This window comes from Bradyrhizobium canariense (assembly GCF_018130465.1).
GTDB lineage: Bacteria > Pseudomonadota > Alphaproteobacteria > Rhizobiales > Xanthobacteraceae > Bradyrhizobium > Bradyrhizobium canariense_C.
Genome location: NZ_JAFCKJ010000004.1, coordinates 324,265 through 348,537 on the forward strand (window position 1 = coordinate 324,265; position 24,273 = coordinate 348,537).

General features: G+C 65.0%; 20 protein-coding genes. 12 read left to right on the top strand and 8 right to left on the bottom strand.

Annotation, left to right across the window (positions count from 1 at the left end):
- Positions 1-35: 35 nt before the first annotated feature.
- Both JQ591_RS14905 and JQ591_RS14910 read right to left on the bottom strand, forming a co-directional pair.
- Entirely contained in the window at positions 36-392 is a 357-nt protein-coding gene (locus JQ591_RS14905) for a hypothetical protein (RefSeq protein WP_211396752.1), read from the bottom strand.
- Between the two features lie 110 nt (positions 393-502).
- Positions 503-1,486, bottom strand: a complete 984-nt coding sequence (locus tag JQ591_RS14910) for a tripartite tricarboxylate transporter substrate binding protein (RefSeq protein ID WP_211396753.1) — start codon at positions 1,484-1,486, stop codon at positions 503-505.
- 155 nt (positions 1,487-1,641) lie between these two features.
- Between JQ591_RS14910 and JQ591_RS14915 the strand changes: the two genes are divergently transcribed.
- Positions 1,642-1,899, top strand: a complete 258-nt coding sequence (locus tag JQ591_RS14915) for a hypothetical protein (protein ID WP_211396754.1) — start codon at positions 1,642-1,644, stop codon at positions 1,897-1,899.
- A gap of 28 nt (positions 1,900-1,927) precedes the next feature.
- On the opposite strand, the gene JQ591_RS14920 is transcribed toward JQ591_RS14915, so the two are convergent.
- The gene (locus tag JQ591_RS14920) at positions 1,928-2,863 is read right to left on the bottom strand and encodes a LysR family transcriptional regulator (RefSeq protein WP_211396755.1); all 936 of its coding nucleotides are present in this window, start codon (positions 2,861-2,863) and stop codon (positions 1,928-1,930) included.
- Between the two features lie 117 nt (positions 2,864-2,980).
- On the opposite strand from JQ591_RS14920, the gene JQ591_RS14925 reads away from it, so the two are divergent.
- From JQ591_RS14925 to wrbA, 3 genes are read left to right on the top strand one after another with little or no spacing between them, the layout of a single operon-like run.
- A complete protein-coding gene (locus tag JQ591_RS14925) occupies positions 2,981-3,733 on the top strand; it encodes an SDR family NAD(P)-dependent oxidoreductase (RefSeq protein WP_211396756.1) in 753 nt (250 codons plus the stop codon).
- Positions 3,734-3,766: 33 nt separating this feature from the next.
- A complete protein-coding gene (locus JQ591_RS14930; protein ID WP_211396757.1) occupies positions 3,767-4,465 on the top strand; it encodes a pirin family protein in 699 nt (232 codons plus the stop codon).
- 49 nt (positions 4,466-4,514) lie between these two features.
- Positions 4,515-5,114 carry an NAD(P)H:quinone oxidoreductase gene (gene wrbA / locus JQ591_RS14935; RefSeq protein WP_211396758.1) on the top strand — a complete coding sequence of 200 codons (600 nt, stop codon included), beginning with the start codon at positions 4,515-4,517 and terminating at the stop codon, positions 5,112-5,114.
- 43 nt (positions 5,115-5,157) lie between these two features.
- Here wrbA and JQ591_RS14940 read toward each other — a convergent pair whose 3' ends face one another.
- The 3 genes from JQ591_RS14940 to JQ591_RS14950 form a co-directional block, all read right to left on the bottom strand.
- Positions 5,158-6,303: a GNAT family N-acetyltransferase gene (locus tag JQ591_RS14940; RefSeq protein ID WP_211396759.1), complete on the bottom strand. Its 1,146-nt coding sequence runs from the start codon at positions 6,301-6,303 to the stop codon at positions 5,158-5,160.
- A 121-nt stretch (positions 6,304-6,424) separates the two neighbouring features.
- Entirely contained in the window at positions 6,425-7,777 is a 1,353-nt protein-coding gene (locus JQ591_RS14945; RefSeq protein ID WP_211396760.1) for an O-antigen ligase family protein, read from the bottom strand.
- A 40-nt stretch (positions 7,778-7,817) separates the two neighbouring features.
- Positions 7,818-8,885, bottom strand: coding sequence for a glycosyltransferase (locus JQ591_RS14950; RefSeq protein ID WP_211396761.1), 1,068 nt, complete (start codon positions 8,883-8,885; stop codon positions 7,818-7,820).
- A 245-nt stretch (positions 8,886-9,130) separates the two neighbouring features.
- Here JQ591_RS14950 and JQ591_RS14955 point away from each other — a divergent pair, with 245 nt between their 5' ends.
- Positions 9,131-10,117: a glycosyltransferase gene (locus JQ591_RS14955; RefSeq protein ID WP_211396762.1), complete on the top strand. Its 987-nt coding sequence runs from the start codon at positions 9,131-9,133 to the stop codon at positions 10,115-10,117.
- Between the two features lie 72 nt (positions 10,118-10,189).
- On the opposite strand, the gene JQ591_RS14960 is transcribed toward JQ591_RS14955, so the two are convergent.
- Positions 10,190-11,218: a glycosyltransferase family 2 protein gene (locus tag JQ591_RS14960; protein WP_211396763.1), complete on the bottom strand. Its 1,029-nt coding sequence runs from the start codon at positions 11,216-11,218 to the stop codon at positions 10,190-10,192.
- Between the two features lie 393 nt (positions 11,219-11,611).
- Between JQ591_RS14960 and JQ591_RS14965 the strand changes: the two genes are divergently transcribed.
- From JQ591_RS14965 to JQ591_RS14985, 5 genes are all read left to right on the top strand, one after another.
- Positions 11,612-12,412, top strand: a complete 801-nt coding sequence (locus JQ591_RS14965; RefSeq protein WP_211396764.1) for a class I SAM-dependent methyltransferase — start codon at positions 11,612-11,614, stop codon at positions 12,410-12,412.
- Between the two features lie 291 nt (positions 12,413-12,703).
- Positions 12,704-15,076 (top strand): exopolysaccharide transport family protein, encoded by a 2,373-nt coding sequence (locus tag JQ591_RS14970; RefSeq protein ID WP_211396765.1) that lies wholly within the window; start codon positions 12,704-12,706, stop codon positions 15,074-15,076.
- Entirely contained in the window at positions 15,069-15,875 is an 807-nt protein-coding gene (locus tag JQ591_RS14975; RefSeq protein WP_211396766.1) for a WecB/TagA/CpsF family glycosyltransferase, read from the top strand. The genes JQ591_RS14970 and JQ591_RS14975 overlap by 8 nt, the downstream gene beginning before the upstream one ends.
- 12 nt (positions 15,876-15,887) lie before the next feature.
- Positions 15,888-16,880 carry a UDP-glucose 4-epimerase GalE gene (gene galE, locus JQ591_RS14980; RefSeq protein ID WP_211396767.1) on the top strand — a complete coding sequence of 331 codons (993 nt, stop codon included), beginning with the start codon at positions 15,888-15,890 and terminating at the stop codon, positions 16,878-16,880.
- A 223-nt stretch (positions 16,881-17,103) separates the two neighbouring features.
- The gene (locus tag JQ591_RS14985) at positions 17,104-17,445 is read left to right on the top strand and encodes a hypothetical protein (RefSeq protein ID WP_211396768.1); all 342 of its coding nucleotides are present in this window, start codon (positions 17,104-17,106) and stop codon (positions 17,443-17,445) included.
- On the opposite strand, the gene JQ591_RS14990 is transcribed toward JQ591_RS14985, so the two are convergent.
- Complete coding sequence (locus tag JQ591_RS14990) at positions 17,419-21,534, bottom strand: bifunctional diguanylate cyclase/phosphodiesterase (protein ID WP_211396769.1); 4,116 nt, start codon at positions 21,532-21,534, stop codon at positions 17,419-17,421. The two genes, JQ591_RS14985 and JQ591_RS14990, sit on opposite strands and share 27 nt — an antisense overlap.
- A gap of 296 nt (positions 21,535-21,830) precedes the next feature.
- Here JQ591_RS14990 and JQ591_RS14995 point away from each other — a divergent pair, with 296 nt between their 5' ends.
- Positions 21,831-22,883: an Ldh family oxidoreductase gene (locus tag JQ591_RS14995; RefSeq protein ID WP_211396770.1), complete on the top strand. Its 1,053-nt coding sequence runs from the start codon at positions 21,831-21,833 to the stop codon at positions 22,881-22,883.
- Positions 22,884-22,904: 21 nt separating this feature from the next.
- On the top strand, positions 22,905-24,272 hold the full coding sequence (locus JQ591_RS15000; RefSeq protein ID WP_211396771.1) for an LLM class flavin-dependent oxidoreductase: 1,368 nt from the start codon (positions 22,905-22,907) through the stop codon (positions 24,270-24,272).
- Position 24,273 lies beyond the last annotated feature (1 nt).

The window sequence follows — 24,273 nt, forward strand, 5'->3', positions numbered from 1 at the left end:
GGCAGCCTCTTGGCAGCGCTAATCGTCTGGCAGCACTAATCGTCGTTGTCGTCATAAGGCCGCGGCTGTGATTGCGGAGGTGGTGGCGGCGCATTGTTATAGCGGGGCACGGGCGCGGCGCGATTGCGCGGAACCGGCTGCTGCGGCTGCATCTGGTTGTTGGACTGGAACACCGCGCGGCAGCCGCTGGAAAGCTGCGGCGTGTTCTGCTGCAAGCAGGCCGTGATGCGGCTCACGTCAGGGATCTGGTCGCTGCACAGCCGCCACACATCCGGCGTGCAGGCCATCTGCTGCTCCATGGTTCCGCGATACTCTTCGGCGGACGCAGCACTCTGTGCGACGATGCCGCCGATCGCGAGCGCTACACCCAGCACAATCCGCTCTGTCCGCATGACCTGATCCTTCTTGAGTCTCTTGAATTTGAGTCCCTCGAATTCTCTTCAATCAATGAGACGCGGAGAGGTTCTGGACCAACAAAAAAATGTGAAATCGGGCTGGGAACCTATTCGACCTTGCCGATCTTCTTGACGGCCGTAATCAGCCGCGCGCTGTCAACCGCCACGAACTCGGCAAACGCCGGTGCGTCCTGATAGGCGACGAGACTGCCCGACGTTTCGAAGGCCTTGAGCACGTCGGGGCTCGTCATCACCTGCGCCATCGCTTCGCGCAGCCGGCTCGCGATCGGGGCAGGAAGGGCACTCTGTGCAAAGAGCCCGGCCCAGATGTACATCTCGACGTCCTTGTAGCCGAGCTCCTGGAAAGTCGGAACGTCGGGGAAGCTCGCGATGCGCCGCGCTCCGCAATTGCCGAGCACGCGCAGCTTGCCGTCGTCGACCTGCGGCTTCAGCGTGCCGGGTGCCGCGGCGATCGCCTGCACGGTGCCGCTGAGGATCGCGGTCAGCGCGGGGCCGGCGCCGCGGAACGGCACGTGCAGCAGCTTGATGCCGGCGCTGCTCGCAAACATCTCCATCGCCACGTGCAGCGTTCCGTAGGGACCGGACGAGCCATAGGTGATCTGGCCCGGGCGCTTCTTCGCATCCTCGACGAAATCCTGCGCCGTCTTCCACGGCGCCGAGGCCGGGACCGCCAGCAGCGTGGGATCGGCCAGCACGCGCGCGATCGGCATGAACTGCGAGACCTCGTAGGCGACCGGACGGTCGAACAGCCGGTCGGCCTCGGGCAGCACCGCAAGCGAAGACAGCGTCATCAGCAGCGTATAGCCGTCGGGCTCGGCGCGCGCCGCCGCGGCATTACCGACGGATCCACCGCCACCGCCGGCGCGGTTGTCGACGATGACCGCCTTGCCGAGGATTCGCTCCAGCGCCTGTGCTACGGGGCGCGCCGCGAGATCCGCCTGGCCGCCGGCCGGAAACGGCACGATCATGGTGACGTTGCGAGCGGGATAGGCTTGCGCGAAAGCCGAGCTCGACAACGCAGGCAACAACGGCAATGCGGCAGCGGCGCGCAGGACATCGCGTCGATCCATGGCAGATTTCCCCCTGTTTTTCTTGTTTCGCTGCCAGCCTAGCGTTAACGTCCGCAAGAACAAGTCGCGCGGCAGCATTTACGAAGCATTATCCATGTTCCGCCCGGTCAGGAACGCCTCCCTGGACCCACCGTTGCCTCCCAGGGAGAGGAGCGATGAATAGACTTCGGACCATTGACGTGGCGTTGGACGAGATGCTGGTGAATCTCGCCGCTATCGTCTTACGGCTTTCAAAGCCTGACGTGACGCGCACGCCGGAAGCGCGCCGCGCCTTGGCGCAATCCGTGCATCAATACGCGGTCTGCGCGAAGCGCTCGCGCGATCCGCGTGTTCATGATTTGAAGTCGCGGCTGGAAGAAACGTTGAAGCCGAGCTTGCGAATTGTCGCGAAGGATGGCGTGAAGGTATCGTAGTCAGACACCGTGGCCGAAGCCGCTTGGTCTATGACGGCTTTGCCTTTCCGCGCACCCGCCGCTTGCACGTACCCGGCAGCTTCGCCGCGAGAAAATCGCCGAGCGCCTCGACGCGTGCGGGGCGCGGGCCGCCGGGTGGCGTCACCAGGTGCACGGCGCCTTCAGCCTGCTTCCAGTCTTTCAGGATCACTTCGACCTCGCCGGATGAAATCGCCTCGCCGACGATGAACTCCGGCAGCTCGGCGATGCCGAGGCCGGCGATCAGCGCCGGCATCACGGCTTCGCCGTTGTTGACGCGGAGCTGTCCGCCCGGGCGCACGCTGGCCTGCTCGCCGGTCGAGTTGGTGTAGTGCCAGACGTTGGGCGTCGAGAGATAGGCGTAGCTGAAGCATTTGTGCTCGGCCAGATGCATCGGATGCGTCGGCCGTCCGTGTTGCTTGAGATAGGACGGCGCGGCCACCGTGAAACGCGGCATGGTGAAGAGCCGCCGCGCGATCAGCGAGGAGTCCGGCAGCCGTGCGATCCGCACCGCCATGTCAAAGCCTTCGCCGATCAAATCGATGGTCGCATCGCTCAAGTGCAGATCGATCGAGACCTCCGGATAAGCCTCGAAGAACTCCGGCAGCAGCGGCGCCACCGCCTTGGTTCCGAACGTCATGGGCACGGCGAGCCGCACTAGGCCCCGCGGTGCCACCGACTGCGCCAGCGCCTCGTTCTCCGCCGCCTCACCGTCGGACAGCAGGCGCGTCGCACGCTCGGCGAGCTTATGCCCGGCGTCGGTCAGCGCGAGCCGGCGTGAGGTGCGGTTGAACAGCCGGGCGCCGAGCCGCTCTTCGAGGCGCGTGACGGCCTTGGACACCGTCGCCTTGGACATCGCGAGCTCGCCCGCGGCACCCGCAAACGACCGTAATTCCACGACTTTTGCGAAAATCGCGAGTGCCTCGAAATCGGGGAGTTTGGCCATGAAGGCGGATCCAATTAGGGTGTTTATGGAAACAATGCATTTCAACAGTTTCTATTTCTATACCACAAGCGGAGGCTTATCCAAGGGCCATCAGAAATTCAGGAATGGAGAAATCCAATGACCAAGAAGCTCTCAGGCAAGGTTGCCCTCGTCACCGGCGGCTCGCGCGGTATCGGCGCGGCCTCCGCCCGCGCACTCGCCGACGAAGGTGCGGACGTCGCCATCAGCTATGTCGCCTCGCCCGAAAAGGCGGAAGCGGTCGTCACTGAGCTGAAGGCCAAGGGCGTCAAGGCCCGCGCCTTCAAGGCCGACCAGGCCTCGGCCAAGGACGTGGCGCAGCTCGTCAACGACGTCGCAAAGGAGTTCGGCCATCTCGACATCCTCGTCAACAATGCCGGCGTCGCGAGCGGCGGCGCGATCGACGATGCCAATGCCGACACGGAAGCGCTGGTCCGACAGGATTCGATCAACGTGCATGGCGTGATCGCGGCGATCCGTGCCGCCTCGCAGTTGATGGGTGAAGGCGGCCGCATCGTCACCGTTGGTTCGATGCTTGCCGACCGCGCCTCGTTCCCGGGCCTTGCAGACTACGTCGCCACCAAGGCCGCCGTGGTCGGTTACACCAAGGGCGCAGCGCGCGACCTCGGCCCGCGCGGCATCACCGTGAATGTGGTGCAGCCCGGCTCGATCGACACCGACATGAACCCGAAGGACGGCGGCGAGTTCGCCGAGACCCAGCGCAAGCAGCACGCGCTGCAGCGCTTCGGCCGCCCCGAGGAAGTCGCGGCCGGCGTCGTCTTCCTCGCAAGCCCGGAAGCCTCCTTCGTCACCGGCACGGTGCTCAACGTCGACGGCGGTTTCGGCGCCTAGGCGCCACCCGTCCCAACATAAGGAATTACGCAGATGATCGAACTCAGACCCTTCGCAAAGCTCGGCGGCGCCGATCACGGCTGGCTCAACGCCAAGCATCATTTCTCCTTCGCAAGCCATTATGACCCCGACAACATGGGTCACGGCGCCTTGCGGGTGTGGAACGACGACGAGATCGCGCCGAACACCGGCTTTCCCGCCCATCCCCACGCCAACATGGAGATCATCACCTATGTGCGCGAAGGCGCGATCACCCATCAGGACAACCTCGGCAACGCGGGGCGGACTAAGGCGGGCGACGTGCAGGTGATGAGCGCCGGCAGCGGCATCCGCCACTCGGAGTACAATCTCGAGCCGACCAAGACTCGCATCTTCCAGATCTGGATCGAGCCGACCGCGCGCGGGGGGCAGCCGACCTGGGGCTCGAAGCCGTTTCCGAAAGGAGACCGCTCCGGCAAGCTCGTCACCATCGCGAGCGGCTTCGAGGATGACACGGACGCGCTGCCGATCCGCGCCGATGCGCGGGTGCTCGCCACCACACTGAAGGCGGGCGAGAGCGCGGAGTACGTGCCGCACAAGTCGCGGCACCTCTACCTCGTGCCCGCAGCGGGTTCAGTCGAGGTCAACGGCGTGCGCGTCAATGCCCGCGACGGCGCCGCGATCCGCGACGAGGACAGGCTGAAGATCACCGCTCTGGAAGACACCGAGCTCGTGCTCGTCGACGCGGCGTAAGCGCCACTCTCACAGAGCAACTCTACTCATTATTCAATGGAGACCACCAATGACCAAAGTTCTCGTCCTTTATTACTCCGCCTATGGCCACATCGAAGCGATGGCCAATGCCGTTGCCGAAGGCGCGCGCGAAGCCGGCGCCACCGTCGACATCAAGCGCGTGCCTGAACTGGTGCCGGCCGAGGTCGCCAAGGCCTCCTATTACAAGGTCGATCAGGCCGCACCCGTCGCGACGATCGATGACCTCGCGAACTACGACGCGATCATCGTCGGCACCGGAACCCGCTTCGGCCGGATGGCCTCGCAGATGGCGAACTTCCTCGACCAGGCCGGGGGGCTCTGGGCCAAGGGCGCGCTGCACGGCAAGGTCGGCGGTGCCTTCACGTCGAGCGCGACCCAGCATGGGGGCCAGGAGACGACGCTGTTCTCGATCATCACCAACCTCCTGCATTTCGGCATGGTCGTGGTCGGCATGAACTACGGCTTTGCGGGCCAGATGAAGCTCGACGAGGTCACCGGCGGCGCGCCTTACGGCGCCACCACGATCACCGGCGGCGACGGCAGCCGGCAACCCAGCGCCAACGAACTCGCCGGCGCACGCTATCAGGGCCGCCAGATCGCGGAGACCGCCAGGAAACTCCATGGCTGAACTTCATGGCTGAACTTCACGGCTGATGCGAGGGGAGCGCCCGTCAGCGCGTCCCCTTGCCCAACGCCCGCGCCGCGACAGCGGCAAGCCTTGGATGGCGACGCAGGCCCTGCGCCGCGTGGTCACGCCACGCGAAGGGCATGCCGCGCCAGGACAGCGCGACGCTGACATCGGTCAGCGGCACCGGCTCGGCGCCGAAGCGGCGCTTGTAGTCCTGGTTGCCGATGCTGAGGTCGAAACGGCGCACGCCTTCCGCATGCAGCGCCGCCATGGTGCGCTCGGTCACGAGCAGCCCCGGCGAGCAGTTCGACCAGGAATCGCCGGCGTGGCTGATGCGCAGGAGAAAATAGGTCGCACCGAACCTGACACCGAGCGTGGTGGCCACGACGGCCTCGTCGCACACCAGAGCCGAAATGACGGCGTAACCGTCCGCGACACCCTGACGGGCGACCTCGCGATAGAACCGCGCATGGGTTTCGTCGTTGAGGACGAAGCGCGAACCCAGCTTTCGCATGCGCGTCTGCTGCTGGACATCCATCACGTCCAGCAGCTCGCGCGCACGTGCAACATCAGTGGCGATCTCGAATCGCGCGCCGGCATGACGGCTGAAGACGCGCCAGCAGCGTGGCATCTGCATGCGCTTGATCGAGGCCTGGTAGTCTTCATAGTCGTCGCCCGTCAGCACGAGGTTGCCGTTGAGCGAGCAGGATCCGATCCGGCCGAGCGACACCAGCGGGTTCGGGTTGCCGTCGACATGGGCCGGCATTTTCTTCAGGCGCAGCAGATCGAAGCCGTCCGGCAATGCGCGCAATGCCTCGATCAGCGCCTTGCCGATCGCATCCGCCGCCGCCGCGTCCAAGGCGTCATCGAGCAGCAGGATCGGCGCGTTGTTGTCGGAGACGCCGAGGTCGGCGAATTCGACGATGCGGATGCCGCGCCTGAGGTGGCTGATCATGGGCACCATCGCGATGTCCCTGCCGGTCGTGGCATCGGAGATCAATGCAATCAGCGGCGCGAGGTCGTGAAACGCTTCGTACCAGGCGCCGAGCCAGTAGCCATGCTGGAATGCAGTGCGATGGCCTGCGTTCAGGTGCGATGCGGCCTGCTGCCAGTCACGCACGAAATCGACCGCGATTCCCGACGTACTGGACACAAGACCATCTGGTTGCTCGACGCTGACGAACGTCATCCGCGGTGCTTACGGTTACTGAATGTGTCAGGATAGATTATGTTTTGTCGCAGACCACAAGCGACGTCACTGCTTATCGTTAAGCCGATACCACTGCAGCCGGGTCGGTTGCGACAAGATGTCAGGTTTCAGGTTCCATTTGCGCGACGCATTGGAACCTGGCCAGGAAGTGCAGGCCGGCCGCGGCGACAGCGAACATGAACCAGATTGGATTCTGCCGTTCAAGCAGGAAGGTCTCGGTGGCCCCGTAATACAGGCCGAACAGCCACACGGTCAGGAACAGCTTTGCCAACGCACCGCTGCTATTGTGAGTCCGGGCCGCCTGGAAATTGCTGAGCGGCGCGAGCACGAAGACGAGGATCACGAGCACGAGACCCGGCAGGCCGATGGTGACCGCGAGGTCGAGATAGCTGTTGTGGCTGTGCGCCGCGCTCGTCGCCCATTCGGCGCCCTGGGCGGTCTGCCGCGCGGTCACGTCGTCCCAGAACGCGGCGTAGCCGTGACCGATGATCGGCTTCTCGGCGACGGCTGCGAGCGCGAACTCCCAGATGGCGGAACGGCCGGTGAAGGTGGGATCGAGCGGAAGCAGCCGCGTCATCGCTCCGAGCGCCGGGCTCAAGACGCTGCCGACCGTCAGCAGGTTCATCACGATCAGCGGCACGAAGCAGATGATCCGCTTCAGCCACAGGCTTGGCGTGACACAGACCAGCGAGGCGAGCGCGTAGATCGCAAGGCACAGCACCGACGACGTCTTGCCGCCGGTGAAGATCAGGAAGATTCCGGCCAGCGCGGCGATCGCGGGGCCCATCACGAACGAGCCTACGGCAGACAGGTAAATGCCGACATAGACCAGGATGGTCATCACGGGCGAGGCAATGTTCTTGTGGCCAAAGCTGCCGCGCCAGTCGCCGGCCAGCTGCGGCTCGGTGACGTCGAGTGCGGCGTGGATCGAATATTGCGGCGCCATGAAGACGCCGAGATAGCAGAGCGCGAGCAGTACGAGCGCGGCGCCGCCGAGGCACAGGTTGAAGCCGCGCTGCGTCGGCGGCAGCAATGGCAACAGCACCGCGAGCGACATCACGCTGGCTGCGAGCACGAAGCGCTGCATCGACACTCCGCGGTTCTCGGAGAAGACGATGTTGATCAACAGCCAGCCGACCAAACAGAGATGCAGCGGCGTCACCAGGGTCTTCAGCGCGGGCGCATCCGTTGCGGCGACCAACAGTACCGCGACCGCAGCCAGCAGGCCCCAGGAGACATAGGTGAGCGCCATTCGTCCGCCGACCACGGTGGCGACATCCTCGCTGCGCAGGTCCGGAAACGGATCGAGCGTCACCAGCACGAGGAGCAGCGCTGCGATTGCGACGAGGCAGCGCGCCGCCCGCGCGGCGTTGACCCCCGCAAGCCCATCGCGCAGGACGTAGCCGAACGATCGGGCCTGCACGTCGGTCATGTCAGTGGCGCTGTGATCCATGGCTCGAGGCTGGTGGTGAAGCCGGGGGAAGCTCCAAGTCTTAGCCGATCCCTGTTAAGCATCCGTCAACCACTACACCGGCGCTCTGCGGCACCGCCTGCTGCCGCACGATGCTCCGCGCGATCTCGTAATATTGAAGCGCGCGCTGTTCCAGCGTGAGATTGTCGAGCACGAAACCGCGCGGATCGAACGTATCGGCGGCGCACCCGGCCCAGAAATCGTCCCAGCCCGCCTCGAACCCCGCGATGTCGGCGAACTTGGCGCCGCAACGATCGTCCCAGTACGGCACCGACGACACCGGCGCGAACTGGACGCGATGCGGATAATAATCGGGGTCCCGCCAGGGGCCGCCGGGATCCCAGGCGAGCACCGGCACGCCGCAAGACAACGCCTGCTGATAGGCAATGCCCTGGCTCTCGTTCTGGCACAGGAAGATCATCGCACGCGAACGCGCGAGCGCGGCCTGATAGTCTTCTTCCTTGTAACCGCCGTAACGCAGTTCCGTGAACGAGCGGCCCTCTTTGGTGAGCCGGGCGCGGACGGGTTCGATCAGCTCCGGCGCATAGCGCTCGCGGTCCCAGTGGACCTTGTCGTAGATCAGGACGTCGACGGTCTTTTGCGACGTCAGCGACGGCGCCCAGAGATCCGTGTCGATGCCGACCGGCCAGGCCTCCGTGTCCGGCCAATGCGACCGATACATGTCGGCGTACCACGGGCCGGGCACCACGACCCTCTTGACCGGCAGGCGCCTGAACAGGTCGGGATCGTCGAGCGGATGATTGTGGGCGGCGACGCCGAGCAGGATCGGATTTTTCCAGGCAAACTTGTCGAGCAGGAAGGTGCGGCCGATGATGCAGGCGAGCTCGCCCGGATGCTGCGCGATGTAGCCATAGTCGTTGACGCGATAGCGGATACCAAGCCGGTCGAGCCCCGCACAGAGATTCAGGAACACGCGGAGCTGCCCGCTCATGCGCGGCTCACCGAGCAGCATGCGGCGCGCCATGCGCCGCAGATGCCGGTCGCCGGGAAACCAGCGATCGTCCTTGTCCTCGTAGAACAGGTTGAGGACCATGTCGTCGGGATCGTAGTCGAATGTCTTTGCGGGCACTGGGTCCATCCGCGGCGGTCCAGTGCGCATTCTCGCATGGGACCGGCTGTCGCACTCTTCCAAATTTGCCACAGGCTTAATGCCGGCGGCTTAACGCTAATCTACGAAAGCGGCGCTACGCCGGCCTTCGCGGCGACGATTTTGACCGCAATACGAGTATCATTCGCGACGGCGAAGGTTGCGATATCGCATTGCCAATTCGCAGACGCGCCCTGGTTAACAGACCCTTAAAGGCGAGCCGTAGCTTGATTACCGCCGACGAAATTCTCGATTTGCCGGCCACATCGCGCGTCGTTCCGGCGGCGCGCCTTCCGCTGCAGGTCGGCTCAACCACATCGGTGTCCGTCGTCATTCCGGCCAAGAATGTTGCGGCCTATGTCGGCGAAACCCTCGCCAGCGCACTGGCGCAGGCCGAGGTCACCGAAGTCATCGTCGTGGACGACGGCTCGACCGACGACACCACCGCCATCGTCCGTGCCATTCGTGACCCGCGACTGCGCCTGATGACCAACGGCGCCGCCGGCGTATCGGCAGCGCGCAATCTCGGCGCGCAGCACGCGAGCGGCCAATGGCTGCTCTTCCTCGACGCCGACGATCGCCTGCGGCCCGGCGCGGTCGCGTCGCTGCTGGCGGCTGCGCGCGGTGCGCCGCGAGCGGTTCTCGTCTACGGCGACTACAACACGATCGACAGCGAGGGACGGCAGATCGGCCGTCGGGATCTGCTGAAAGGACGCCGCAAACCGTCCGGCGACGTGCTGGCGCGGCTCGCGGCCGGCAATTTCATCGTCAATGGCGGCATTGCGCTCGCGCGTGCAGAGGCTTTCCGCGCCATCGGCGGCTTCGACGTCTCGCTCAGATATTGCGAGGACTGGCACTGCTGGTGCCGTCTTGCCGCGATCGGCGAATTCGAATTTGCGCCGAACCTTCTGCTCGACTACCGCCTGCACACGGCCAACACCATGAACGCGGCGGTGCGGACGCCACAGGATTTCTTCCCGGCGATCGCGCGGGTGTTCGACGACGGGCTGATCATGGCACGACTGCCCGCGGGCATGGCAGCCGGGCTGCGCCAGGCCGCCGAGGTTCATCTCGTCACGTATTCGGCGATGCAAGCGGTCCGCTTCGGCAGATATCGCCAGGCCCTCGCCTATCTGGGGATGGTCGGGCGCCGCTCGCTCAAATCGCTGCCGCGCTCCGCGGTCAGGGTCGCCCTCGCCTGCTTTGGCATTTAGGGCATGATCCGGAAAAGTGTGCAGCGGTTTTCCGAAGAGATCATGCTCAAACAATAACGAGCCACCTCGGCGTCAGGACACGATCTTCGAGGCCTTATAGGGTTTCGGCTCGATGCCGAACGCGGCGAGCACCGAGCCGAGCGCGACCATCACGGGATGCATCGCGACGACGGCCTTCGACGATTTCAGCAGACCGGCTCCGCGTACCAGCGACAGCGGCAACCTTGCGAGCATCTGCGCGAACACCCACACGCGCGCGGCTGCGCCCTGCGCGGCCTTGGACTGCACACGATAGTTGATCGCTCCGATGCGCAAGCCTCGCTTCACGATCCAGCCGAGGCTGGTGCGGCTTTGCGGCACCGTCTCGGTGATGACCGCCTCTGCCGTCCAGTGGAACGTCATGCCTGCATCGCGGCACCGCACGAAGAAATCGCAGTCGCCGCCCCCGAGGAAGTTGAAGCGCGGGTCGAAGGCGGGACGGGCGAACCTCTCGAACGCCACACGCGTGATCAGGCAATTGCCGCAGCCATAGATCAGGGGCACCGCGCCGCTGTAATCATAGGCGGGACAGAAAACGGGGTGACGCGAAAGCCAGGGCATACTGTCGTCCTCGAAGACCGGCAGCACCGGCCCGCCGACCACATCGGCGCCGGTCGCCTCCGCGGTGCGAACCATCAGCTCGAGCCAATCGGGCGAAGCGATCTCGTCGTCGTCGATCATCAGGAAGCGGGTCGCGGCGGGAAACAGCGCCAGCGCCGTCTCGAACGCGGCGTTGATCGCCTGGACGTTGCCTTGCCGTTTTTCGACCAGGCAGACGCCCTGAAGCCTGCCATCGGCGAGATACTCCGCGGCCACCGGTGCGCTTTCGCGCCGTACCGCGTCGTTCTCGACCATGACGACGGCGAAGGAGCGCGGGGTGCGCTGGCTGGCGAGCGAGTCCAGCGTCAACCGCAGGTGCGGCGGGCGGCGGAAGCAGGGGATGCAGACGACGATACCAACCGACAGGTCGATAATTCGGGAGCTCGCCGCGATCTCCCGGTTGGGATCGCGCACGGCATCCGAGATGCGCGTGGCGGACAGGTCTGTCGGGATCAATGTCATGACGCTCTAGATGTCCGAGATAGATTGAAAAAGCCCTGCTTCGATCCCAGGAATCGGCGCCGTCCCACGACGGCACATCGCCGCGGGACGGGCACGTCCCAAAATGAGCGGCCGGCCCGAGGCTCGCGACGGCGCCACACCGCCGATTTTCCGCCATCCATACGCTTAACCGCTTTCGCGTGTTTCTGCTGCGATACCTTGCGCGCGTGATACTGCAATTCGCGGTCCACCGTGCCGACGGCGGCTAGCGCGGACGATGCCGTAGTTAACGCACATGTTCATTAACCCGTCCGTAAGCACCGCGACGGGTGAAGCGTCGCGGCATCGGATTTGCTCTACGGGCACACGAGATTTTTCCTGTAAATTTAAGTCGAACAAGCGCGGTCAGAAAATATGAACAAGCCAGCCACGATCGATTTCGCGACAACCACGGCGATCCAAATTCCCGCGGCCATTGCCCACACTCAGGCGCTGCACGATCTCGTCCCCGGCGAAGCCCGCGACAGCCTGCTCGCCGTCCACGACGTCCTGCGCCGCGAACTGCCACAGGGCCAGCTCGCCACCTATGAAGCCGGCGGCGGCTCGTGCAGCGTTCTGCCACCGGAATTGCTGAGCCGCAGCAAGGTCACCGTCGTCGACATCGACGAGGACCAGGTCCGCAACAACAGCTATGCTGACGAAGCGATCCTCGGCGACGTCCAGACCTACCGCTTCGGGCGCGAGACCTTCGATCTGGTGATCTGCTACAACGTGATCGAACATCTTCCCAACGTCGACGCCGCACTGCTGAATTTCCGCGATGCACTCAAGCGCGGCGGCATGATCCTGATCGGCGCGCCCAATCCGCGCTCGCTGTCCGGGGTCGTCACCAAATACTCGCCGCACTGGTTCCACGTCTGGTTCTACCGGCACATTCGAGGCATCAAGGATGCCGGCTTGCCGGGCGAGCCGCCGTTCCCGACCTTCTTCCATCCTCTGGTGTCGCTGCCGAGGCTCGAAGCGTTCGCCGCCGCCAACGGCCTCGAGATGATCTACCGCCGTGAGGTCGAGAGCCCGCGCTATCCCGAGATGCGCCGGCGCAAGCCGCTGTTCGCAGCCCTCGTCGACGCCGGCGCCGCCGTGCTCAACGCCGTGCTTCCGCGCGGGACCGACGTCCGCCGCGGCGACTATCATGTCATCCTGCGGAAAAGCTGACGGCCATGGTGCGCGCGCGGCCGATCGCAAGACGAGCGAAGCCTCGCGGCCACGCCGCACGCGGTAACGAACCGTTAATCTCTGAAAGACCCCGCCATCGCACGCGTCACGGCGACGCGTCGAAGAGTGGCATGCGCTTAAACGCTTTGTTTGCCATTTCGGTGAATAGTCCCTCAATGAGTATGGTTAATTTTCCCTGTTGCGTTGATTGGGCACCTATATCTGAGGTGCGTGGCGTAGAGCGAAGAGTAACCCCTCAGCACGCGACAATTGGAATGAAAGCTGGGGATCATGCTTGACTATAACCAGCCGATAGACCGGGCCAGACCGGAGGCCGCGCAGCAGCGGCCTCAGGCCGGTTTCAACGTGCTGGAGCTCGTCAATCTGCTCTGGCGGCGGAAGATCGCGATTGCCGCTGCCGCGCTGCTCGGTGCAGCGATTGCCGTCACCGTGGGCAAGAGCCTGGCGCCCCGCTACACCGCCACCTCCCAGCTCTATGTCGATCCGCGCGAGCTTCAGCTCGTCGATCGCGAGCTGACGCCCCGCGCGCAGGACGTCTCCGGCATGTCGATGGTGGTCGAGAGCCAGGCGCGCCTGATCACCTCGAACAGCGTCCTGCTCCAGGTCATCCAGCACGCTGATCTGGACAAGGATCCCGAATTCGGCGGCGGTGATGGCAAGAGCCTGGTCTCGTCGCTGCTCGGCCTGATCGGCCTTCAGCCCGGCGCGCCCTCCGCCACGGAGAAGAAGGAAGTGCAGCTCGCCGCCCTCGAGGCGCTGAACCGGCACATCACGATCCGCAAGACCGAGAAGAGTTTCATCGTCGACATCGAGGTCTGGTCGATCGATCCGGCGAAAGCGGCGATGCTCGCCAACACGCTGACCAGCGCCTACCTCGCGGAATCCCGCAACTCGCAGGCTTCGGCCGCGCGGCGCGCCACCAACGATCTCTCCGGCCGCCTGAAGGAGCTGCGCGAGCGGCTGCGCAACGCCGAGACCGTGCTTGCGACCTACAAGGCCCAGAACAATTTCGTCGGTACCCAGGACGCGCTGATCAGCGACCAGCAGCTTTCCGCCAGCAACCAGCGGCTTTCCGCCGCCCGCGCCGCGACGATGGACGCGCAGGCGCGCCTCGACCAGATCGAGGCGAGCCGACGCACCACGGCAGATGCGGGCGCGAACTCCGAAGCGCTGCAATCGCCGACCATCGCGAACCTGCGCGCGCAATATGCCGACGCGCGCAAGAAATATGCGGAGCAGGCCGGCGAGCTCGGCCCGCGCCATCCGGCGCTGCGCCAGACCGAGAAGCAGGTCGAGGATCTCAAGCGAACCATCAACGAAGAGATCGACCGTTTCGCCCAGTCCGCCAAGAACGATTTGACGCGCGCCCGCGACTTCGAAGCCTCGCTCAACCGGGCGCTGGAGGCGCAGAAGCGGCAGAGTGTCCAGCTCAGCCAGGCCGCTGTGCGCCTGCGCGAGCTCGAGCGCGAAGCCGATGCCAGCCGTGACGTCTATCAATCCTTCCTCAAGCGCTCGCGCGAGACCGAGGAGCAGGAGACGCTGAACACCTCCGCGGCCCGTGTCATCGGCGAAGCGACGGTGCCGCAGCGGCGCTCGTTCCCGCCGGCGATGAGCCTGTTCGCCATGATCGGCTTCATCTTCGGCGCGATCGCCGCCTCGAGCTGGTTCGTCGCAGCCGAACTGCTGTTCGCCGCTGCGTCCGCGTCGGCACCCGCGCCGGCCCGTCCCAATCGCACTCCGTTGCCGCAAGCTCCCCGAGTTCCAGAGACTCCGCGTACTCCGGAGATCGCGCAGCCCCAGCCGGTTTCGCGAGCCCCGGAAGTCGCGCAGGCACTGCCGGAACTCACCGCCCCGTCGCTGCAACCTTCCATGGTCGAGAAGCCCTCGATCGAAAAGCCGCTGATCGCCCGCCTCCAGGAGGCCGACGTCATCCACACGCTCGGCGCCATTCTCGCCACCGGCGGCGGCGTCGACCTCACCCGGCTGGGCTGGCCGACGCTGCGCCCCGGCTTTCCGCTGACGACGCTGCTCAACGCCTGGCGCGACATGCGCGCCGCGGTGGCCCGGCGCGCCGGCGGCAAGACGATGCCAGTCATCGCGCTGGTCGGTGCCAGTGAGACCACCGGGCGCAGCGTGACCGCGCTGAATTTCGCACTCGCGGCCGCGCGCGACGGCGCCCGGGTGCTGATGATCGATGCCGACCATCAGGCGCATTCGCTCTCGAACAAGGTCAACCGTCCCGGCAAAAGCGAGCCGAGCAAGCTCGGCTGGCTCTCGATCGGCAGCAAGGCCGCGCGCGAGATCAAGACACTCAACGGCATCTCGGTATTGCCGGCCGCCGAGAGCGACGCCGGCAAGGCCACCGACGCCATCCGCAAAGCCATCGAGCAGGCGCGCTCCGCCGGCGGCTATGATCTCGTGATCCTCGACGGCCCCGCGGCGCCACTCACGGCCGGCAGCCGCAAGCTGCTCGATGATGCCGACGCGCTGGTGGCGGTGCTGCCGACCACCCTCGACATCAACGACGGCCTCGAAGAGATCCTGAACACGCTCGGCCGCGCCGAGCGCAAGCTCGTCGGCGTCGTGCTCGACGAGCTCACCCCTATGGCCCAAGCGCGCCAGCGAGGCAGACAATATGCTTGAGCGCCGCATCAATCTGGAGGGCCGGGCCGCAACCGCGGACGTACCCCGGATCACCGTCGGCGGCCTTCGCATGGCCGCGCTCGACCTGGAAGCGACCGCCGATTTCATGATCGAGGCGACCGATCCGCGCCATCGCATCGGCCGCCCGCTATTCCTGACTTCGGCCAATGGCGAGGTGCTGGCGCGTTGCTCGACAGAGCCGCAGACCGAGCGCCTGTTCCGTGCCGCCGACCTTATCAACGCCGACGGCCAACCGCTGGTGGCTGCGTCGAAACTGCAATCCTGGTTTCCGCTGCCCGAGCGCGTCGCGACCACCGACCTGTTCCATCTCGTCGCACGCAAAGCCGAGGCGGCGGGCCGCACTTTTTACATGTTCGGCGCCAGCGAGGACGAGAACGCCACGGCGGTGAGGAAGGTCCAGAACCTCTATCCGAACCTCAAGATCGTCGGATACAGCCACGGCTATCTCCGCGGCGACGCCCTGCGCGCGAAAGTCGAAGAGATCAACGCGCTCGCGCCGGATTATCTGTGGGTCGCACTCGGCGTGCCCTCTGAGCAGGCGTTCGTCGAGGAATTCACACCGCTGCTGACCAATGTCGGCGTCATCAAGACATCCGGCGGCCTGTTCAACTTCTTGTCGGGTAGTCGCTCCCGCGCGCCGCAATGGATGCAGAAGATCGGGTTGGAATGGGCCTGGCGCACTTTACTCGAGCCCCGCCGCCTGTTCTGGCGCTATTTGACCACCAACCCTCGCGCAATCTATCTGCTGTTCAGCCGCCACCGGCCCTTCAATCGCTGAGTAGACAACGACATGACCGACCGACCGACTGTCCTCGTTACGGGAGGCGCGGGCTATATCGGCTCGCATGCATGCCGCGCCCTGACCGCCGCCGGTTATCAGCCCGTCGTTTATGACAATCTTTCGACCGGTCATCGCGGCTTCGTCGCCGGCCCGCTGATTACCGGCGATCTGCTCGACGGCGCGGCGCTGGCGCGCGCTTTCGCCGATTACAAGGTCGCGGCGGTGATGCATTTCGCGGCGGCAAGCCTGGTCGGCGAGTCCATGACCGACCCGCAGAAATACTACTTCAACAACGTCCAGGGCACGCTGTCGCTGTTGCAGGCGATGCGGAACGCAGACTGCCGGCGCATCGTGTTCTCCTCGACCGGCGCCGTCTACGGCAACGCCGATTCCAAGGAATTGCCGGAAGACTTCCCCTGCGCACCGATCAATCCGTACGGTGCGTCGAAATGGATGATCGAGCGCATGCTCGCCGATTATCGCGCAGCCTACGGCTTCGGCGCGTTCTGCCTGCGCTATTTCAACGCGAGCGGCGCCGATGCGGCCGGCGGCATCGGCGAGTTGCGTGACAACGAAACCCATCTCATCCCGCGCGCCATGATGGCGCTCCAGGGCCATGCCGACTTCGCATTGTTCGGCGACGACTACGACACGCCCGACGGCACCGCGATCCGTGACTACATCCACGTGACCGACCTCGCGGCGGCGCATCTCGCGGCACTGAAGCTGCTGGAAGAAGGACACTCCGGCGGCAGCTTCAATCTCGGCAGCGGGACGGGCTTTTCGGTGCGCGAGATCCTGACCGCGATCAGGCAGGAGACCGGGCGCGAGGTGCCGCACACCGTCAAGCCGCGCCGCGCCGGCGATCCCACTTATCTGGTCGCCGACCCCTCCGCAGCGCGAAAAGTGCTGAATTTCGTGCCGCGCCATTCGGACCTCTCCACCGTGATCCGGAGCGCCTGGGACTGGCACCAGAAGGCGCATCCGTTCAAGTCGCGTTAGGCGCCGGTATTGCGCCTTGCGGGCCGGGCTCATAAGCGGCTAAAGAGATTATCACAGTCGGCGTCGGCAACTTTCCCGGCCGCCGCATGTTCTTGTATGGCCGCCGACACAAGCGGCACACGTAGCTCAGCCAATAGCGCGAGCCAGCTTTTCACAGCGAAGGCCACGATCGAGTCCGCGCATCGGCCTGCTTTCAGGCGCGACCCAAGGGAGCACGGAGCGAATGCATCAGGCCGCAAGCCTGCAATTCGAGCGCGTGATGGACGAGTTCGTCCTCTGGCATGCCGTGCCGGAGGAGGAACGATCGCCGGCGCCGGCCTGGTGGTGGGGTCCGGCGATGGCGGTGTTCGACGCGCACGAGCCGATGCGACAGCCCTGGTGTTGCGAGCTGGGCCTTGGCGACGGCTCGAGCTTTGCCGAGGGAGCGCATGTCCTTCTCAGGCTGTTCGTCGAACAAACCTCGCTTCCCTGGCCGGACGATTTTCCACGCAAGGCGGAGACCAGGGAAGAGGACGTCCGCGAGCTGCACCCGCAGCCGTCAGACGACAGCGCGTTTCAACCGTAGCGCCGCGGCTTCGGTGGCGGCATGATCCGGCTCCGGCTGGAGCGGCGGCGCGACAGGCAGCTGCATCGGCCGCAGCAGCTCGGCCATCTCCCGCGCCGGCAACGGCTTGGAGATTAGGAAGCCCTGCATCTCGTCACAGCCATGGGCGCGCAGGAATGCCTCCTGTTCGACGTTCTCGACGCCTTCGGCCACCACGGTCATGCCGAGCGCCTTGCCCATGCTGATGATCGCCTGCGCGATCGCCTGGTCTTCCGAATCCTGCGGCAGGTCGCGCACGAAAGAGCGGTCGATCTTGATGGTGTCGATCGGAAAATGCTTCATCAGCGACATCGACGAATAGCCGGTGCCGAAATCGTCGATGGCGAGGCGGATGCCGCGACTCTGGATGGCGTCGAGCACCTTAAGCGCACGCCCGACGTTGCGCATCATCATGCTCTCAGTGACCTCCAACTGGAGCAGAACAGGTGACATGCCGCTGGCGGCCAGCGCCTCATCGACGTCCTGCAACAGATGCTCGTCGACAAACTGCCTCGGCGACAGGTTGACCGCCATCGATACCGGCAACAGGCCGCAGCGCTGCCAGGCCATGGCCTGCGCGCAGGCCTCCTTGACCACCCAGCGACCGATCGGCACGATCAGCCCGGTTTCTTCCGCAAGCGGAATGAACTGCGCCGGCGAGATACTGCCGAGATCGGGGTGCGTCCAGCGCAGCAGCGCTTCCACGCCGGTGATCTGGCCGGTCTCCATGTCCACCTTGGGCTGGTAGTTCAGCGAAAACTGTTCGCGCTCCAGCGCCCGGCGCAACGCGCTCTCCAGCGACAGCCGCTCGATCGACTGCGTCTTCACTTCCTTAGAGAAGAAGCGATAGCCGTTCTTGCCGTCTTCCTTGGCAAGATACATCGCCATGTCGGCGTTCTTGGTCAGCGTCTGCGCGTCGGAGCCATTGGTCGGATACATCGCGATGCCGATCGAAGCCGTGGTGTGGCACTCGTGCCCCGCCAGCTCCATGGGCTCGGCAAGCGCCGTCAACAGCCCGGTCGCGATGCGCTGGACGTCATCGATCTCGCTACATTGATCGAGGATCACCACGAACTCGTCGCCGCCGAGCCGCGCCACCACGTCGCTTGCGCGCAGCGCACCGCGCAGCCGGTTCGCCACTTCGAGCAGGAGCAGGTCGCCGGCCTCGTGGCCCAGCGAATCGTTGATGACCTTGAAACGGTCGAGGTCGATGAACAGCACTGCAAAACGGTGATCGTGGCGCTGCGCTTCGTCGATCGCCTCGCGCAGCAGCCCGTTGAACGTCTCGCGGTTCGGCAGGTCGGTCAGGCTGTCGTGCGAAGCGAGGTACTCGATCCGCTCGTCCGCCTGGTTTTTCGCGTCGGCCCGGTCGAAATTCTCCATCGCGAAGGAAACGTTGTCGGCGAGGCGCTGCAACAGCTCGACGAACTCGGCCGTGAAGGTGCCCGGTTCGGTCGACATGTAGATCATGACACCGACGGCCTGATCGTGCGCGACGAGCGGAAAAGCCGCACCTGACCGTGCACCGTCGTTGCGGACGACGGCATGGAAGGCGCGGACGCGGTCGTCGTTGAGATAGTCGTTGCTGATGCAAGGCTGGCGGGTGCGGAACGCCGTGCCGCTCATTCCGCGCCCCTCGGGACGGTCGGGGTCGATTGACAGGCGAACATTGCGCGTGGTGTCGGACGACGGTCCGGCGCTCGCCACGATTTCCAGCTGGTCGCTGTCGGCCCTCGCCAGCGCTATGGTCGTCGAGGTAAACTTGGCGCCGTTCGATGCGGCGAGACAGACAAGGTCGAACAGTTCGGCGCGCGACTTCGCCCGCATGATCGCCTCGTTGGTCGCACTCAGCGCCGCGAACATGCGAGCCAGGCGCTCCGTCCGCGCCTCGGTGCGGGCCTTTTCCTCGGCGCGATCGAAATTATCGAGTGCAAACGACACGTTCTCGGCGAGGCGCCCGAGCAGCTCGACCATATCTGGTGTGAACGTATTCTCTTCCGGCGCGAGGAAAAGCAGGATGCCGATCGGCTCCTGACCCGCGCGCAGCAGCGGGAAGCTGGCAGCGGCTCGCGTTCCGTCTTCGATTGCCTTGGAATGCCAATGCGCCGATCGCGGGTCGTGGAGATAGTCGTTGATCACACTGGGCCGTCGCGTGCGCAGGGACGTGCCGATGATTCCCTGTCCCTCGGGATGATCGGGAGAGATGTCGCAGGTGCGTCCAACCATTCGCTCCTGGAGCCGTCCCTTGACCGCGACGACGTGAACCAGCTCACGTTTTTCGTCCACGATTCCGATGGTCGCCGACGCGAAGACACCGCCGAGCACGGCAGCCTGACACGCAACCTCGAACAGCTCCTCGCGGGTCTTGGCGCGCATGATGGCCTCGTTCGTGGCGCTCAGCGCCTCGAACATGCCGCTCAGCCTGTTACGCTGCTTGTCGGCCTTCGCCTTCTCGTCGGCGCGGTCGAAATTCTCCAGCGCGAAGGCGACATTGGCCTGAAGCTTGCGCAGCAGTTCGATGAATTCGGCCGTGAAGGTGTCGCGCTCGGGCGAGTTGAACAGGAACACGCCCTCGATGCGGTCGCCGTTGAAGAGCGGCAGCGCCGCAGAGGACGCGATCGCGTTGCGACGGGCGCTTGGCTGCCAGGGCTTGATGCGGTCGTCGGCGAGCACGTCATTGCTGACGGCGGGCTGGCGCGAGCGGAATGCGGTGCCGGTCAGCCCGCGGCCTTCGGGCAACTGGTCGGAAGTGGAGAATTTGAAGGTGCGGACCTGATCCGCATTCGGTCCGTAGCAGGCGACGACGCGCAACAGCTCGGCGCGATGATCGGCGAGCGCAATGGTGACCGAGGTGAACTTGGCACCCTTGGCCGTCGCCTCGCAGACGAGGTCGAACAGTTCGGAGCGCGACCGCGCGCGCAAGATCGCCTCGTTGGTGGCACTGAGCGCCGCATACATGCGTGCCAGGCGTTCTTCCTCCACGGCGATCCTGGCTTTGTCGGCCTCGCGCCCGAAATTCTCGAGCGCGAACGAGACGTTCTCCGCCATCCGCAGCAGGAGCGCAACGATCTCCTCGTCCTTGGCCCAGGACCGGCTGATGAAGAACAAGAGCACCCCGACACTTTCGCCGCGCCTGATCAGCGGCGCGACCACGCAGGCGGCAACGCCGGTGTTGACTTTGGCGTGCTCCCACGGCGAGCCCCTGGTGCGGCTGGCGAGATCGTCCTCGACGATGGCTTTCTGCGTCCGGAACACCTCGCCGGACAGGCCCTTGCCATAGGGGCTCTCGGGATCGATCGAGTAGCGCGCCTGGGTGACCAGTTCGAGGTTCTGTCCGGTGGACGCGACCGGAGTCATCCAGTGCGAGTCCGGTTCGCGGAGCAGAACGATGGTCGCCAGCGACTTGCCGCCATGGACAGAGGCGTCGCACACGAGCTGGTACAGCTCCTGCTCGGTCTTGGCGCGCAGGATGGCCTCGTTGGTCGCGCTGATGGCGCCGAACATGCGGTTGAGCCGACGCATCGCCCGCTCACCGGTCTGCCGTGCGGTCTCGCGCTGGAAATTGTCCAGTGCATAGGAAATGTTGGCCGACATGCGCTCGAACAGCGACACCATCTGCTCGCTCAGCGAGCCAGCCTCCCGGCGGGTCACGAAGAGCACGCCGACACTCTTGCCGTTGCAGAGCAGCGGCAGCGCCGCAGCAGCTCCGATATGGGCCGTGGCCGCGCCCGCGCGCCACGCCAGCGAGCGCGGATCGTTCAGATAGTCGTTGCTGACGCACAGTTTCTGATCGCGAAATGCTTCGCCGCCGACGCCCGACCCTTCGGGTGTGCCGGCTTCCGCCGTAATCAAGATGGAGCGCAGCCGCGGAATATCGTCGCCGCAGCCGGCCGCAAACTGCAATCGCCGGCCATCCGGTCCCATCAGGAACACGGCAACGGCCAAAAAGTCCCCGCTCGAAAACCCGGCGTCGCAGACCTTCTGGTACAGCTCGTCCGGCGATTTCGCATAGAGGATCGCTTCGTTGATGGCGCTCAACGCCGCAAAGGTGCGCGCGAGTGTCGTCGGCACGATCTCAACTCCCGGGCATTTCTGCCTCTTTATCCCGGGTGACGTTATGACCGGCGATCGCCTAAGTGGTCGTTATTGCGCGCTGCAAACCGCCGATCACAGTGAACGAGCTGCGAACGACCGACGCCAAACTGTCGAAAATACCGCCGCGCGGGACGAATCTTCGCCCAACCGCGCGTTCTCGCTACGAATTTGCAGCCCTGTATTGGTTTACGGGAGATTGATATCGCAGCCGCGCTTTGAGACCATGGCTCCAACGAGCAGCCTGTTAAGGGCACCCATGCCGGGGAAACGCCATGCCGATCGTCCGGGCCGACCGCCTCACGCGCATCAGCGCCGCGCTGCTTCGTGCCGCCGGAGCTTCCGAGGAAGAGGCCGACGCGGTCGCAAGCGGCTGCGTCAACGCCAATCTCGCCGGCCACGATTCTCACGGCGTGATCGCCGTTCCCACCTATATCGACCGTATCAAGGCCGGCCACATCGTGCCCGGCGCCAAATGGAGCATCGTCCGGGAATCGCCGACTACGACCGTGATCGACGGCCAGTGGGGTTTTGGCTTCCACGTCAACGCCAAGGCGATGGCGCTGACGATCGAGAAAGCGAAGACGGCGAATGTCGCCGCCTGCACCGTGTTCCGGCAAAGCCATGTCGGCCGCCTCGCCGCCTATCCGCTGATGGCGATGCGCGAAGGCATGATCGGGATCGCAACGGCGGATTCCGGTCGCTCGCCGAAACACGTGGCGCCATTCGGCGGCAAGGAGGCACGGCTCGGCACCAATCCGATCTCGATCGCGGTGCCGTCCGATCTCGATGCGCCCTTCTACCTGGACATGGCGACCTCTGCGGTCGCGGCCGGCAAGATCCAGCTCGCGGTCGCTCGCGGCGAAGAGATTCCGACGGGATGGATCATCGATGCCGACGGACGACACACCACCGATCCGACCCAATACCGCAAGGGCGGCGCGCTGCTGCCGCTCGGCGGCACCGAGGGCTACAAGGGCAGCGGCCTCGCCGCCATGGTCGAGGTGCTGTGCGGCCTGCTCACCGGCCTCGGCTTCGGCGTCGAGCCCACGGGCCGGCACAATGACGGCTGCTTCATGGCCGTGTTCAACGTCGCGGCGTTTCGCCCGCTGCAGGACTTCAAGCGCGAGGTCGCCGAGTTCGCACACTATCTCAAATCGACCCCGCCCTCCGAGGGCAGCAAGGGCGTGCTCTATCCCGGTGAGATCGAGGGCGTGCGCGAGCAGCAGCGCCTGCGCGACGGCATCGAGATCGAGGATGCGACCTGGGAAAAACTGCGCGCGCTGGCGCGCGAGTACAGGCTCGATACGGTCCTCGATCTGGCCTAGCGGAATTCGGAGAACAGCAGCATGACGCGGCAGATGGTACTGGTCGGCTTCCTCCAGGCGCAGAACTGCACGAATTTGCCGAGCTCGTGGCGACATCCGGATTCGCGCGACGATTCGATGTCGGCGGACTATTATCAGGAGATCGCCAAGATCCTCGAAGCCGGCAAGTTCCACATGGCGTTCTTCGACGACCGGCTGGCGATGCCGGACCGCTACGGCAACGATCACGCCCACACCGTCGAATACGGCATCCGCTGCGTGAAGATGGATCCCCTGATCGTGCTGACTACGATGGGCATGGTTACAGACAAGCTCGGGTTGGGGGCGACCGGCTCGACGACTTATTTCGAACCTTTCGACATCGCCCGCCGCTTCGCAACGCTCGACCTGATGTCCGGCGGACGCGCCGGCTGGAACGTCGTGACCTCGCTCAATGACGGCGAGGCCTTCAACATGGGCCGGGATTCTCATCCCGAGCACGACGCCCGCTACGACCGCGCCGACGAATTCATGGAGGTCGTGCTCGGCCATTGGGACACCTGGGAAGACGGCGCGCTCATCATGGACAAGACGAGCGGCCGCTTCGCCGACCCGGCCAAGGTGAAGCGGCTCGATCACAGAGGGCCGGCATTCAAGTCGCGCGGTCCCTTCACCGTGCCGCGCTCTGACCAGGGCCATCCCGTGATCATCCAGGCCGGCGCGTCCGGCCGCGGCCAGCGCTTTGCAGGACGATGGGGCGAGGTGATCTTCACCGCTGCGCGCAACCTTGCCGCCGCCAAGGAAGGCTATGCGTCCGTGCGTAACGCGGCCGCGAAAGCCGGCCGCGATCCGGATGCGATGTTCCTCTGCAATTTGACGACACCGGTCTGCGCCGCGACCAAAGCCGAGGCCGAGGACAAGATGGCGCTGATCAACAAGCTGCCGCTGCAGATCGACGCGCTGTCGCTGCTGGCCGAAGCGCTCAACTACGACTTCGCCTCCAAGGATCTCGACGAGCCGCTGACGACGGAAGACCTGAAGAGCATGCAGGGCATTCTGGGCATCCGCGACGGCGTGCTCAAGAACTCTGGAAAGAGCAATCCGAGCGCGCGCGACTTCGTCACCTTCTCCGGCCGCGGTCAGGTCCAGGATGCGATGGTTGGCGGCCCCAAGGAGATCGCGGACAAGCTCGAAGAAATGTTCGTCGAGCGCGGCTGCGACGGTTTTGTCATCGCCGCGACCTATGTGCCCGGCTCCTATGCCGATTTCGTGCAACATATCGTACCGGAATTGCAGCGGCGCGGATTGTTCCAGAAGGAATATCGCGGCAAGACGCTACGGGAAAATCTCGGGCTCAAGCGGCCGGCTGCCGGCGACTGGAAAGTGCAGCCGCGCGATGCCGCGGAATAAC

Bases quoted from the DNA above. Each gene is read 5' to 3' on its own strand.
- JQ591_RS14905 (WP_211396752.1), bottom strand. From the start codon at position 392: ATGCGGACAGAGCGGATTGTGCTGGGTGTAGCGCTCGCGATCGGCGGC.
- JQ591_RS14910 (WP_211396753.1), bottom strand. From the start codon at position 1,486: ATGGATCGACGCGATGTCCTGCGCGCCGCTGCCGCATTGCCGTTGTTG.
- JQ591_RS14915 (WP_211396754.1), top strand. From the start codon at position 1,642: ATGAATAGACTTCGGACCATTGACGTGGCGTTGGACGAGATGCTGGTG.
- JQ591_RS14920 (WP_211396755.1), bottom strand. From the start codon at position 2,863: ATGGCCAAACTCCCCGATTTCGAGGCACTCGCGATTTTCGCAAAAGTC.
- JQ591_RS14925 (WP_211396756.1), top strand. From the start codon at position 2,981: ATGACCAAGAAGCTCTCAGGCAAGGTTGCCCTCGTCACCGGCGGCTCG.
- JQ591_RS14930 (WP_211396757.1), top strand. From the start codon at position 3,767: ATGATCGAACTCAGACCCTTCGCAAAGCTCGGCGGCGCCGATCACGGC.
- wrbA (WP_211396758.1), top strand. From the start codon at position 4,515: ATGACCAAAGTTCTCGTCCTTTATTACTCCGCCTATGGCCACATCGAA.
- JQ591_RS14940 (WP_211396759.1), bottom strand. From the start codon at position 6,303: ATGACGTTCGTCAGCGTCGAGCAACCAGATGGTCTTGTGTCCAGTACG.
- JQ591_RS14945 (WP_211396760.1), bottom strand. From the start codon at position 7,777: ATGGATCACAGCGCCACTGACATGACCGACGTGCAGGCCCGATCGTTC.
- JQ591_RS14960 (WP_211396763.1), bottom strand. From the start codon at position 11,218: ATGACATTGATCCCGACAGACCTGTCCGCCACGCGCATCTCGGATGCC.
- JQ591_RS14965 (WP_211396764.1), top strand. From the start codon at position 11,612: ATGAACAAGCCAGCCACGATCGATTTCGCGACAACCACGGCGATCCAA.
- JQ591_RS14970 (WP_211396765.1), top strand. From the start codon at position 12,704: ATGCTTGACTATAACCAGCCGATAGACCGGGCCAGACCGGAGGCCGCG.
- JQ591_RS14975 (WP_211396766.1), top strand. From the start codon at position 15,069: ATGCTTGAGCGCCGCATCAATCTGGAGGGCCGGGCCGCAACCGCGGAC.
- galE (WP_211396767.1), top strand. From the start codon at position 15,888: ATGACCGACCGACCGACTGTCCTCGTTACGGGAGGCGCGGGCTATATC.
- JQ591_RS14985 (WP_211396768.1), top strand. From the start codon at position 17,104: ATGCATCAGGCCGCAAGCCTGCAATTCGAGCGCGTGATGGACGAGTTC.
- JQ591_RS14995 (WP_211396770.1), top strand. From the start codon at position 21,831: ATGCCGATCGTCCGGGCCGACCGCCTCACGCGCATCAGCGCCGCGCTG.
- JQ591_RS15000 (WP_211396771.1), top strand. From the start codon at position 22,905: ATGACGCGGCAGATGGTACTGGTCGGCTTCCTCCAGGCGCAGAACTGC.